Origin of the sequence: Faecalibacterium sp. AM43-5AT, from assembly GCF_003603345.1 — a bacterium.
In the GTDB taxonomy this organism is placed as follows: Bacteria; Bacillota; Clostridia; order Oscillospirales; family Ruminococcaceae; genus Faecalibacterium; species Faecalibacterium taiwanense.
This window is the reverse complement of the sequence record NZ_QVGZ01000001.1, coordinates 443,372-454,334: the sequence shown is the minus strand read 5'-3', so window position 1 is coordinate 454,334 and position 10,963 is coordinate 443,372. Positions and strand designations below refer to the sequence as shown.

General features: G+C 58.7%; 15 protein-coding genes and 1 tRNA gene. All 16 read right to left on the bottom strand.

All coding sequences use genetic code 11. The features are described from left to right. Positions 1-57: 57 nt before the first annotated feature. Positions 58-651 carry a Gp15 family bacteriophage protein gene (locus tag DW937_RS02500; protein ID WP_120120033.1) on the bottom strand — a complete coding sequence of 198 codons (594 nt, stop codon included), beginning with the start codon at positions 649-651 and terminating at the stop codon, positions 58-60. Beyond that, positions 644-1,162, bottom strand: a complete 519-nt coding sequence (locus DW937_RS02495; RefSeq protein WP_120120032.1) for a DUF6673 family protein — start codon at positions 1,160-1,162, stop codon at positions 644-646. The genes DW937_RS02500 and DW937_RS02495 overlap by 8 nt, the downstream gene beginning before the upstream one ends. Before the next feature lie 101 nt (positions 1,163-1,263). Continuing rightward, entirely contained in the window at positions 1,264-1,821 is a 558-nt protein-coding gene (locus DW937_RS02490; RefSeq protein WP_120120031.1) for a hypothetical protein, read from the bottom strand. A gap of 13 nt (positions 1,822-1,834) precedes the next feature. Beyond that, positions 1,835-2,290, bottom strand: coding sequence for a hypothetical protein (locus DW937_RS02485; protein WP_120120030.1), 456 nt, complete (start codon positions 2,288-2,290; stop codon positions 1,835-1,837). Continuing rightward, a complete protein-coding gene (locus DW937_RS02480) occupies positions 2,287-2,661 on the bottom strand; it encodes a minor capsid protein (RefSeq protein ID WP_165852864.1) in 375 nt (124 codons plus the stop codon). Before DW937_RS02480 ends, DW937_RS02485 begins: the two co-directional genes overlap by 4 nt. A 4-nt stretch (positions 2,662-2,665) precedes the next feature. Continuing rightward, the gene (locus DW937_RS02475) at positions 2,666-3,067 is read right to left on the bottom strand and encodes a hypothetical protein (RefSeq protein WP_120120028.1); all 402 of its coding nucleotides are present in this window, start codon (positions 3,065-3,067) and stop codon (positions 2,666-2,668) included. After that, positions 3,067-3,441, bottom strand: a complete 375-nt coding sequence (locus DW937_RS02470) for a hypothetical protein (protein ID WP_120120027.1) — start codon at positions 3,439-3,441, stop codon at positions 3,067-3,069. Before DW937_RS02470 ends, DW937_RS02475 begins: the two co-directional genes overlap by 1 nt. A gap of 9 nt (positions 3,442-3,450) precedes the next feature. Continuing rightward, positions 3,451-4,389 carry a phage major capsid protein gene (locus DW937_RS02465; protein ID WP_120120026.1) on the bottom strand — a complete coding sequence of 313 codons (939 nt, stop codon included), beginning with the start codon at positions 4,387-4,389 and terminating at the stop codon, positions 3,451-3,453. A gap of 6 nt (positions 4,390-4,395) precedes the next feature. Continuing rightward, positions 4,396-4,935, bottom strand: a complete 540-nt coding sequence (locus DW937_RS02460) for a phage scaffolding protein (RefSeq protein ID WP_165852863.1) — start codon at positions 4,933-4,935, stop codon at positions 4,396-4,398. Positions 4,936-5,044: 109 nt separating this feature from the next. Next, positions 5,045-5,121, bottom strand: a tRNA-Lys gene (locus tag DW937_RS02455). A 71-nt stretch (positions 5,122-5,192) separates the two neighbouring features. After that, positions 5,193-5,573 carry a hypothetical protein gene (locus DW937_RS02450; RefSeq protein WP_097775555.1) on the bottom strand — a complete coding sequence of 127 codons (381 nt, stop codon included), beginning with the start codon at positions 5,571-5,573 and terminating at the stop codon, positions 5,193-5,195. A 64-nt stretch (positions 5,574-5,637) separates the two neighbouring features. Next, positions 5,638-5,799 carry a hypothetical protein gene (locus DW937_RS14820; RefSeq protein ID WP_165852862.1) on the bottom strand — a complete coding sequence of 54 codons (162 nt, stop codon included), beginning with the start codon at positions 5,797-5,799 and terminating at the stop codon, positions 5,638-5,640. A 31-nt stretch (positions 5,800-5,830) separates the two neighbouring features. Beyond that, a complete protein-coding gene (locus DW937_RS02445) occupies positions 5,831-7,579 on the bottom strand; it encodes a phage minor capsid protein (RefSeq protein WP_243111403.1) in 1,749 nt (582 codons plus the stop codon). Then, a complete protein-coding gene (locus DW937_RS02440) occupies positions 7,579-9,009 on the bottom strand; it encodes a capsid protein (protein ID WP_120120024.1) in 1,431 nt (476 codons plus the stop codon). Before DW937_RS02440 ends, DW937_RS02445 begins: the two co-directional genes overlap by 1 nt. After that, positions 9,009-10,247, bottom strand: coding sequence for a PBSX family phage terminase large subunit (locus DW937_RS02435; RefSeq protein WP_120120023.1), 1,239 nt, complete (start codon positions 10,245-10,247; stop codon positions 9,009-9,011). Before DW937_RS02435 ends, DW937_RS02440 begins: the two co-directional genes overlap by 1 nt. Next, positions 10,234-10,713, bottom strand: a complete 480-nt coding sequence (locus DW937_RS02430; protein WP_120120022.1) for a terminase small subunit — start codon at positions 10,711-10,713, stop codon at positions 10,234-10,236. The genes DW937_RS02435 and DW937_RS02430 overlap by 14 nt, the downstream gene beginning before the upstream one ends. Positions 10,714-10,963 lie beyond the last annotated feature (250 nt).

Sequence of the window (10,963 nt, the reverse complement as noted above, 5' to 3'; positions counted from 1 at the left end):
CAGGCAGGCAGCGGCTTGCTGCAATACGGGCAGCGCACCGGCACGCGGGTACTGTCCTCAGCGGAACCGCGCGAGGAATGCGGCATCATGCTGCTGCGGGGTAACATCGCGCGCACCTCCTTTCAGCTCCGGCGGCAGGGCGTACCGCTCCTTTGCCGCTTCGTATCGCTGTCGGGTTGCTGGGTCCATCTCGCTGGTATCCGTGGTGCGGATCTGCAGGATCTGCGACAGCGCGGTCTCCTGAGGCAGTGCCTGCATCAGCGCCATAAAACGCCACCAGTGCACCTTGTCAATGGTCAGATTGATGCCGTAGGCCTGCTGGAATGCGCCAAGAACATAGGCTGCATCGCAGTGGTAGTCCAGCGTGATCTCACCGGCACCGGCATCGGCCTCCGGCGGCTCTCCACCGGGAGCGTCGTCCGCACAACCGCGGAAAAAGCGCATCAGGGACGCAAAAGCATCCGGCAGCTGCGGGTCTGAAACCGGTTCTGCAAAGAACCGCTCTGCTGCGTCGCGCATCAGCTGGACCTTTTCTTCGTCAGTTTCTGCCCGGCGGTAGGTGTTCAGCAGCCAGACCATATGCCGGAAATCCGGGTCGATGCGTCTGCCCTCCCAAACGGTAGGCAGGGCATCCGTCAGCAGGTCAGTCATTTTCCAGAGCAGCCAGTTCGGCCAGCAGGGCCTTACGGCGGGCAGCTTTGTCCACACGCTCCACCATCTGAGCGGCAGGCGGCTGTGCGGGGAAGCTTACAGGCTGCTGACTGACGATGTGGCCTGCTGTCTGGGTGCGCTGCCGTGCTTTCTTTTCGGCCCGGCGCTGGGCGCGGTTCATGGGCTGTGGCTTCGGGATACGGTCGGCGTAGTGCTGTTTTTCAGCCTTGCAGGCCTCGTTGATGGCATCCAGCACATCGTAGATAGGTGCTGCGTTGTTCTCGTCCAGACCCAGACGGTCGGATGCACCTGCACCGAGGATCTCGTCGATGCAGTGCATGACGATCCTTGCCTGTGCACGCATATAATCACCCAGACGCATACCGCCGTGGTTGAAGCGCTCAGTTTCGGCCCTGCCGGCCTGCTGCATCTGCTCGTTGGCATCTTCAAAGCGGTCCATATCGTTGGCGTTCAGAATGGAAAACTCAAATTCCTGTCCACAAATAACCATTTTCTGGCTCCTTTCGTTGCGCCGTGCCCCGGTACTGCCCCGGAGAAACCTGTTTCACGGCATGAAAAATCCCGTTCCGGGGCGGAACGGGAAAGCGGATATCAGGCCTTGACAGCCTTGCCGGGAGCTGCCTGCGTCTGCATGTCGGGGTCGGTCAGGGAATCGTACTCCGACGGGGTGCCGATACCCTTGACGTCGCAGGCAAAGCCGGCGGCAGCACCAGCAGCGCCGCTGGTATCGCTGGTGACGATGAATGCTGCATGGCCCTTTTCGCCCTTGCCGGTCTTGACGCTGAAGTAGACGTAAGGGAAAATCACGCTCTGGCCGGAACCGAACTTGACCTTGTGGCTCAGCAGGAAATCCTGCGCAGCGTCACCCACGCAACGGTTGCCGTTCAGGGCAAAGGTGCGCTGAACCTCTCCCTTTTCGGTCACAGTGCCGGCGCGGATATACGAGTTGTCCTCGGTGGTGGCGTTCAGAGCACCGGAATGCTCCTTGACGCGCTCTGCACATACGATCCAGTCACCGACCTTGGTCTGCTCGGCACAGGTCTGGATGGCAAAGATAAAGTCATCGGCGCGCTCGACGCCGGTGTAGTTGGCCTTCGGCTCGATACCCTTATCGGTCTTGAGCTTAGCCAGAGTTTCAGAAACAGTCATATCAAAACTCCTTTCATCTGGGCTGGTAGTAAGTCAGACGCAGCTGCATCTGCATCCGGCAGCTGCCCGCGCTGCTGGTGACGATGTAGCCGGTGGAAGTGACGGACACGCTGAGGGATTGTTTGTCCCGGCCGCATTCCGAGAGGTCGGGCAGGTGGCCGCAGTCGTTCTGCGCCAGCACCCAGTCGGTCAGCTGCTCAAAAAAGCCGCTGTTCTGGACGGTCAGCACGTCCGCCTCGCCGTACTCCCGCCGGGAGAGGAACAGGTAATTCTTTGCCATGTCTCGCCCGGAGAGATACTCGGTGAGCACCGGGTCGCCGGGGCTGTCCTCGATGGAAAAGGCGGTGGCCTCTTCGTCCAGTCCGGCAATGCGGAAGGCCGCGCCGGTGGCTTCCTGCTCGTCGGCGATCAGCGGGCAGGTCTTGAGCCACGCCCGCAGGGCGGCAATGGTGGGTTTGGCTTCACTCATTTTTCACCTCCGAGATACTGTTTTGCGGCATCGTGGGCGAACTTTTCCAGTTCGTCCTTGTGGTCGGCAATGGCCCGCTGGCCCCAGTAGGAGCCGCGCAGGCGGTTGTCACCGTGCAGTCCAGCGCCCTGCTCGTGCAGATAATACTGCCTGCGGGCGTAGGGCGTGTTATAGACCAGCAGACCATTCTTGAAGTCCGATGCCTGATTGACGCTGTTCTTCAGGGTGCCGGTGTCAAAGGGCACATAGGGGTCAACGGTTTTGGCTACCTGCTGGGAAAACGCATACTGCACTTTTGCAAAGCCTGCGTCCATATCCGCCTGCAGGCCGGGCCGTAAGGTGATCTTGAAATCAAAAACCGGTGAGCTCATGGTGTCAGCTCCCTTCCACATGCCAGTGCGGCAGCAGCGGTTCCCGGTCGTCCGAGACAGCCGACACGGTGCAGCACAGGTGTGTTTTTTCGAGTTTGGCATACTCTTCGGCGGTCAAGGCAGACACCGTGCCCTGCACCAGCTTCCAGCCGCGTTTCAGGGTCCAGTGTTTGGCCTTTTCGGCAGCAGGCAGAGCCGCCCATTGAGCGTAGGGCAGATAGCCCATGGTGCACACGCTGGCCGGAATGCGGATGTGCGTAGTGCGCTCCGGGTCCTTGGCAGTGCCGGAGCCGGACGTGGAGCGGCATTCCCGCCAGCTGCAGCCGGGGAACACCCAGCACTCCGGGGTGTCGGTCTCGGTGGCGATGTCGCGGATAAGGTTGACCACGGTGACAGCAGTCTGCATCAGAAGCACCCCCTGTACAGCAGGCCGTGCGGGTCAGCACCGAGGGCCGTGCGGATGATTTCATAGGCTTCCTGCCGGGTGGCTGCGGTCATACTGGCATTGCTGCCAAAGGTGACGCTGTAGCCGTCGTTGGAGACGCTGGCAGCGCCCGGCACAGCGCTCACCGCAGACGCAGCGGCCAGCAGGCCGACGATCTGGGCGCAGGCGTCCGCCAATGCTTCCCGGCAGGCCTCGCACCCGGCAGCGTGGGGTTCTGCCCGGCCAAAGGTGGCGGCATCGATCATGCGGGAAGCCCGGCTGCACAGCACCCCGAAGGCCGCTTCCGGCACCGTGCCGCCCGCCGTGAGGTATTCGTCGTAGGTACAGTACAGCATGGCGGCTCCTTACGCTGCGACGGCAGCGGCGGTCAGGAACGCGAACGGAACCTTGGAGCGGTCGGCATTCAGGCGGGTTGCAGGGTTCGGCAGTGCCCAGCCCATGCGCATGACCACACGCAGGGCCACCATATCCTGCTGGGCGAGGTTGTAAACGATCTCCTTGGTGGAAGGATCCTGAATAACGCCCTGATCCAGCAGCTTCACGGTGACATCCTGACGGATGGAGTACACCAGCTTCTTGAAGTTGCCTGCGATCAGCTGGGCCTTAGAAGCATCAAAGCCGCCGTTCTCCGGGAAGTACATCGGGGCACCGTCCAGCGCGTAGGTGGTTGCACCCTGCATATCGGAACGGAACAGAGGACGGCCCGTGGTATCCACAAGGCCGCGCAGTTCTGCCTTTGCGGTCAGATCGCCGACCACGGCATCCACACCAAAGCCGCCAGCCTCAACCTTGGAGAACAGACCGTCCTTGCCCAGCAGCTTTGCGTAGTCGATGGGGCCGGTGACTTTGTTCTTGGCCGCAAGGGTCAGAACATCGGTCGTCCACTCGGTGGGGCGCTCGCCGCCGAACAGGATGGCGTTGTCGATTTTTGCGCCCATGGCTTCCCGGACGCGGGGCTGTACCTCGCCCATGATGTCAAAGCTGGAATCTGCCAGCACAGCTTCGGGCACGGGCACAATGACGGCCAGCTCTGCGGCGGTCATATAGACATTGTCCCATTCCTGCTTGCTGGTCTTTTTCATGCCGGTGTCACCGTTGACCCAGTAAGCCAGCGGCAGCATGGACAGCACGGGGATCTTGGTCTGGTTAGAGGTCATATTGGCAAGGCGGGTGCCCAGCTGCATGACGGTGGAGCTTTTGGGAACATCCTGCTGAATGGTGTTCACCAGCTGTTCGCGGATAAGGGCTTCCGCATTGCTGCGGGCAATAGAATCGATCGCCATAGATCATCAACCTTTCTGGCCGAATGCTGCGCGGAATGCAGCATTTGCGGCCTCATGTGTGTTTGCGGGCTGGCCGGGTGCGCCGGTCGCCGATGCGGAAAAACGTGCCATGCCGCCGTCCGGCAAGATAGCACTGGGATCACTCTCTTTGAAAGCCTTGACATAATCATCAAAGCCCATGATCTCGCCGTCCTTCATGGCAAAATTCTGGGCCTTTGCCTCGGTAAGGAACGCCTTGCGGGCGCTCTCGCTGGAAAACTTCAGGCCGGATGCCTTGCGTTCCAGAGCGTAGCCCTTTTCGAGGGCAGCGACCTGAGCCGCAGCATCGGTCTTAGCCTGCTCGGCCTTGGCCTTCCACTCCGGGTCGTAGCCCTCCAGTTTGCTGTTTGCAGTGGACAGCTGTTCGGTCAGGGTGGTTTTCTCGGCCTTGAGGGTGGTGATCTCGTTCACCTTGGCCGTGATATCCGCGCCGTGCAGGTTCATGATGCTGTCCAGCTGGTCCGAGGTGATACCCGGAATGATCTTGCTCACATCTTCGCGTTTCACTTGCGATGTGCTCCTTTCTTTTGTCTGTTGGGTGGATAAGTCCCTTCTGTTTAGTATCGCGGTTCTCATTCCGCACGGGACAAGACGGGGTACGCGCCGCCTTCCGCTGTGGTGCCGCTTGCGGGAGTTGAACCCGCCACCCCCGGATTAAAAGTCCGGTGCTCTGCCAACATGAGCTAAAACGGCATGAAAAAACCACTATGAAGCCTTTTTCTGGGCACATAGTGGTTAAAATGGGGCATTTCCGTGAATGACTTTTACGGCTTCACCTCCACACTGGGCAGGATGTCAGTGTGGAAATAGAGCTTGTAGTGGTAGGGGTCGGTATGGGTGCCGGTGATGTCCTCTACCACATACATGGTGTAGTCGTTCAGATAGATGTAGTTCTTGCGGTAGGAATCCGGGCCGACCTTCACCGTGCAGACAAGCTCATTGTTTGAGTTGTTGGAGATGGACATGTAGCCCTCGGCTTCCATGATCACCTTGTCGGTGCGGGCGTTGTAGACGGTGATCTTGCGCTCACTCTCGAAGTAATCTGCCTGCTTGGAGATGTTGTAGTTGGCCTTTTCGGCTTCGCTGGAACAGCCACACAGCAGAATGGATGCGGCCAGCGCAAGGGCGAGAAGAATCTTTTTCATGGTTCGTTCCTTTCTGTAAAAATGGGCAAAAGAAAACCACCGTCCGGGTGGATGGTGGTTAAGGTTATTCGATGCCGGGCGGGAGCTTTCCAAGTTCTTTCAAAATACTGTAGCAGTCACGAGCATACATCTGACGGTGTACAGTTCTGTCCCACCCATCGTAAAATGAGTTGCAAATATCGTCATATGCCGGGTCTACAGGAGTTTCCAGAAGAACCTGCTGCATTTCCCTGACTTCCTGTTCTGTGTAAGAAGGTTTATTCGTAGAATTTGGCACCATTTTTCTGCAACTCCTTTATGCAGTCCGAAATAACCCCTTCTGCCTTTTCAAGAACCTGTTCATCCGTCAGCGTGGACTTGAGCAATTCATCAATTGCGCAATCCATTTTCCGAATGGCCTGTTTCGCGGAGCTTTCTTGAAAAGTAGAAGTCTTTTCGATTGCGTAAATATGCCCATCATGCCCAAGAGCAGTAAGCAACTTCAAATTTGCGTTTCGCGTAAATTGCCGCAGATCACCATTTGAAAAGCTACCGCATGCAGGATGGGTATGAATCGCAATATAGGGTACATCCGGGTTTGGTAGCTGAACAGAATGACCATCCGGCAAGCCGATGATATCTTTCGTCAGCGGCTTCATCTTGATGTCGAACACCCTGCCCACTTCAACATTTTCCGGCTGCTTTGAAGCGACCATGAGAAGGCGCTTGTGGGCGTTTTTCAGCTGTTGCTGCCCGGCGGCATCCAGTGTGTCACAGCTGAACGCCTTAACATTTGCGATTGACTGCATTGTAACAGGTTTCGCCTTTGTGTTCAAGCTGCTGTATGTAGAGGATGCCTTCCGCACCTGTGCGCTTGCTCTGCTGGCTTCGCTCCTGCCGAACTTGGGCACGCTGGTGCGGGCGCTGTCCACACGGCCGCCGGTGGCCTGTGCAAACTCTGCAAGGCTCTGGCGGGCCGCTTTCAGGCGCACAGCGGCATCGGTGGTATCCAGCCCGGCGGCATCCTCGGCCAGATACCGCTTTTTCCAGCGGCGGACGTTCCGCTCCCGGGCACGCTGCATCTGGGATATCTCGTAAGCGGTGTACTTTTTGCCGTTCCACTCGATGTTCCGGGCGTTCAGGGCTTCCAGCTGCTCACGCGTCCACGCGGGCGGGTCGCCCAGCTCCGGGAAGCAGGCAAAGAACTGGTGTCGGCAGTTCCAGCCGCAAAGCCCTGCTCCCGTGCCGTAGCCGGTGGCGGCTTCAAAGTCCGGGTAGTGCTTGCCCTTGTAATCGACCGCGCCGCCCCGGTGGAACTGCCTGCCCTGCCACTCAGCGTGGGAAGGTCGTGCCCCGCCGTGGGCGGTGGTCTCGAAGAACTCCACGCCCATCTCGTCGGCGCGGGCCACCTGCAGCTTGCCAGCTGTCTGGTTGACACCGGTCAGGATGGCACGCCGTGCGGCCACCTCGATGCTGTCGGTGTGGCCGCTGGGATAGGTGACCATGGGCATGTCGTCTGCAAGGCTGTCCACGGCCTGTTTGACGGCGGTTTTGTAGTCGAAGGCACCGGTGCTCACCTTGAGCCATGCAGCGTCCAGCGTGCGCTCAAAGGCCCCTGTGACGGTGTTTGCCGTGGTGGCGGTCAGATTCTGCCATGTGCCGCAGGTCTGCCGCGCACCGGCATCCAGCAAATTGTTCAGGGCGGCGCTCTCTTCAAAGGGGGTCGGCTCCATATCGTAGTGGTAGTAGATCGCATCTTCCCGCTCCATGGCTTCGGTCGCAGCCTGCAAAAGCAGCTTGCGGATGGCCGTTTCGCTCTTGCCGGTGTACTTGGCCAGCAGCTTCACCACATCATTGCGCAGCGCTTCGGTCTGCTGGTAGCGCCACAGCTGCCAGTTTGCAGTAGCGGTCACTTTGTCCATCTTGCCGATGCGCCGGGCAACGTCCTGCAGGATCTGCTCTTCGACCTGCTGCCAGAGCTGCACAAAGGCATCCGGCATCTGGTCGAGGGTAGACGGCGGCAGCATCAGGCACCCCCGAAGGTGAGGGCTTCAGGGCTGCGGTTCTCGGCATCCGCTTCGGCGGCAATTGCCTTGGCATCGTCCTCGCTGTAGCCCTCAAACTCCACCAGATACCGCCAGAACGGGAACTTGCCTGCGGTAACGTAGCCCCAATACATCTGCTTGCGCTCTTTGGGGTCGGAGATGATGCTATCGTCAAAGTCAAAGGTCACGTTGCAGTCGCCCGGCGGGGAAACGGCTGCGCCGCTGTTCCACTGGGCATCCAGCAGCTTGCTGATGGAGTATACCAGATCGGTCAGCGCATTGCCCAGCGCCCGCTGCAGATCCTTGACGGTAGTGTAGCTGCGCTGCTTGCTGCTCCTGATCTCCTCGGCGGTCTTGTCCACGTTCTGCGGGTCGGACAGGGTGCCGTAGGCAAGGCCGCACTGGAACTCCACCCGCTTGAGCATGGCATCCATCCCCCGACGATAACTTTCATCGCGCAGGGCAGGGGCAAACACCTCGTAAAGGTTCCGGCCATTGGCCCCGGAGCTGCCGTTCAACCAGTTACGGTAAAGGCGCTGCTCACGCTGCGGCATAACGCTCTCGCCGTTGATGTCGGGCCGCAGGGCGGTCTGGTCAACGTCAAGGGCCAGCTGCCCGCCGTCATACTCCCACAGAAGCCGCCCATACTGTTCATCGGCATCATGGATGGTGTCAACAGCAGCGGCATAGACACTTACGCCCAGCGGGGAGTGCCGATCAGTGGAATTGCCGCTGGACACTCTGAAATAGCCCCAAAGCGGGCGGTCTACACCGGAAAACTCAGTGTGTGGGGAAATCGCGGCCCACTCCGGCACATCGGTCAACGGGACCTCGATGCCGAGATCTGTACTGGTCATGGAGCGGAATGCCTTGACCGTGATGCTGTGCGTGCTGCCGGAAAACTCGTGATCTTCCAGACGGGTATAAATGCGGTTGCCGCGCACCAGATGGTCATAAAAAATAGCCCCGGTCATGCGGCCAGAGCTATCAAAGCGGGTAGGGCAGAAGCAGTCACCCTGCACAGCATCGATCTGGATGCGTCCCTCTGCATCGAGGAAAGGCCGGAACAGGATGCCGCCCAGCGCACAGCCGTATTCCACCGGGGTGCGCAGATCTGCAATGAAAGGCTGCAGCATGGTGTTGATGCTGTCGGCGCGGGCGCTGCCGGAAACAAGGCATTCCATTTCCAGCGTGGTCAGACGGGCCAGCTCCGATGCAACACTCTGGGCCAGCTTCAGGCTGTGCAGGGCGTTCTTGCCGCCGTGGCACCACGGCCCGCCGGTATCGTACATCTGCGCCCACAGGATGATCGCATTCTCCATGCTGTAGGACACGCTGGCGCTGACGGTGGTATTTTCACCGAACAGCAGCCGCGCTTTCTCCCGCAGCCAGATAAGCAGTCTATCAAACATTATTTTCGTCTCCAGTCTGCCCAGCGGATCAGCGGGGCCAGTATCGTATAGCAGAAATAGCGGATGTCGTCCATGGCGTGGTCGTTCTCCTTGACGACACGATCTTCCTTCGCCTTGTCGTCCCAAGAGTACAGGCCAAACTCCCGGCGGGATGCCGTGCAGCTTTCGTGGATAGTCACAAGCCCGGCCTGAATCAGGGATGCCACGCAGCGGATGCCGTTCAGCACGTCGTTATCAGCGGGGATAACCAGATACTTGCCGTGCCGGCGGATGGTCTCGATGAAGGAAGCAGCGGACGGGTCAACCACCACTGCCTGAATGTAATAGCCCTTGGTCAGGCGTTCCAGCTCGGCATAGTGCTCTTCGTCGGTGCGCTGCACACGCTCGGCACGACTATCGAAATAGCTTTCCTTGATGCGCAGGGCCTTGCCATCATGAATGACCCACAGGCCCATGCTGCAGGGGTTGTGGGTGCCGTAGTCGATGGACACATAAAACTGCCCGTCGATGTGGGAAGCATCACCGTGAAAGAGGTAGGTGTCCTGCCCGGCGGAGAAGAAAGGATACACAAGGCCCTCGGCAGCAACCCACTCACCCAGCACATACCGCTGGTAAAACACCCCAGTGAAGGATTGCTCATAGCGCTGGATGGTCTCATCCGACAGGCCAGGATTATCCCGCAGCACAAAATGGATGTGCTTGGCGTTGATCTCGCCCTTGTCAGCTTTGAGAATCCAGTCCGTGTAGAACCAGTGTGATGGCGCTGCCGGGTTACAGGAGAACCAGACCTTTGCGCCCGTAACAGAGCAGCGGATCATGGCCTGATCTACGAACGAACGCGGCTGCAGCACCACCTCGTCAATGAGACAGCCTGCCAGCGTGCGGCCCTGAATCAGCGCGTAGCTGCTTTCGTCCTTGCCGCCAAATACTTCAAACACGTTGGTGACGCTGCCTTTGGAAACCGTCATGGTCTTGTCAGTGCGGCTCCATTTGAAGCTGTAGCTTCGCTGAGCATACTGCATCGCCATGTAAGGCTGCACGATGTTCTTTGTGGCGCTGTCCACGGTTTTGCCGCAGATGCCGAAGCGCCTGCCATTGAAGCGGGCCATCGCATCATCTACGAAGCCGACCATCATCAGGGACGTTTTGCCAGAACGAACGGCACCATCACAGATCAGATAGCTGTAATCCGAAAATCGGAACTGCAAAATTTGCAGCTGCTTTTCACCCAGTGCCATGACTGCCCTCGCTCAACTCAAACAGTGCCTTGCTCAGATCATCCACAGGCACCTCTTCCTTCAGTGCTTCTGTCTGCTCCTTCGGCTTATCGTTCCATCCAAAATTGGCCCGCAGACTGAACTGTGCTCCATGGGTGCCGTCGCGATCGTAAAGGCGTTCTTCGGCGTACTGTTCGCATCGGGTCTTTGCGCGCAGTATCGTGTCAAGAAATTCCTTTTTGCCCTGATAGTCCAGCAGAGACTGTCGTGATGCAAAGCCCAATGCAAGGGCCAGGCCTGTCACGGTAGGCGGACGCTGGTGGATGCAAATGACATTACCGTACTTGTCCAGCACGGGCGTGCCGCCATCATCGAGAAGAACTTCACCCTCGCAATCTTCAAAAAATGCTTGGATCTTTGCTTCAAGCTCTTCTTTGTTCTTAAATTTCGGGGGTCTACCCACCGGCTGCTTTTTGCGGTACGCCACGTCACCACCTCTCTTGCCGTAAAATCAAAAAGCCGCCCGGAAGATCCGAACGGCAAAGATATCAAAAAAAATAAGCAGCACCCATGCATTCAGCTTGACGGACAGGCGTAAAACAGGCGGGTGCTGCTGCATCTGGAACTTTCGCGGCCAGATGCCCCGCTATGCTTTGCACAGCCGTCCCCCGACTGTACATTGCATGGCGCTCTGGGCAGGCCTTGAACCTGCAACCTACGGTTTTGGAGACCATCGC

Bases quoted from the DNA above. Each gene is read 5' to 3' on its own strand.
- DW937_RS02500 (WP_120120033.1), bottom strand. From the start codon at position 651: ATGACTGACCTGCTGACGGATGCCCTGCCTACCGTTTGGGAGGGCAGA.
- DW937_RS02495 (WP_120120032.1), bottom strand. From the start codon at position 1,162: ATGGTTATTTGTGGACAGGAATTTGAGTTTTCCATTCTGAACGCCAAC.
- DW937_RS02490 (WP_120120031.1), bottom strand. From the start codon at position 1,821: ATGACTGTTTCTGAAACTCTGGCTAAGCTCAAGACCGATAAGGGTATC.
- DW937_RS02485 (WP_120120030.1), bottom strand. From the start codon at position 2,290: ATGAGTGAAGCCAAACCCACCATTGCCGCCCTGCGGGCGTGGCTCAAG.
- DW937_RS02480 (WP_165852864.1), bottom strand. From the start codon at position 2,661: ATGAGCTCACCGGTTTTTGATTTCAAGATCACCTTACGGCCCGGCCTG.
- DW937_RS02475 (WP_120120028.1), bottom strand. From the start codon at position 3,067: ATGCAGACTGCTGTCACCGTGGTCAACCTTATCCGCGACATCGCCACC.
- DW937_RS02470 (WP_120120027.1), bottom strand. From the start codon at position 3,441: ATGCTGTACTGTACCTACGACGAATACCTCACGGCGGGCGGCACGGTG.
- DW937_RS02465 (WP_120120026.1), bottom strand. From the start codon at position 4,389: ATGGCGATCGATTCTATTGCCCGCAGCAATGCGGAAGCCCTTATCCGC.
- DW937_RS02450 (WP_097775555.1), bottom strand. From the start codon at position 5,573: ATGAAAAAGATTCTTCTCGCCCTTGCGCTGGCCGCATCCATTCTGCTG.
- DW937_RS14820 (WP_165852862.1), bottom strand. From the start codon at position 5,799: ATGCAGCAGGTTCTTCTGGAAACTCCTGTAGACCCGGCATATGACGAT.
- DW937_RS02445 (WP_243111403.1), bottom strand. From the start codon at position 7,579: ATGCTGCCGCCGTCTACCCTCGACCAGATGCCGGATGCCTTTGTGCAG.
- DW937_RS02440 (WP_120120024.1), bottom strand. From the start codon at position 9,009: ATGTTTGATAGACTGCTTATCTGGCTGCGGGAGAAAGCGCGGCTGCTG.
- DW937_RS02435 (WP_120120023.1), bottom strand. From the start codon at position 10,247: ATGGCACTGGGTGAAAAGCAGCTGCAAATTTTGCAGTTCCGATTTTCG.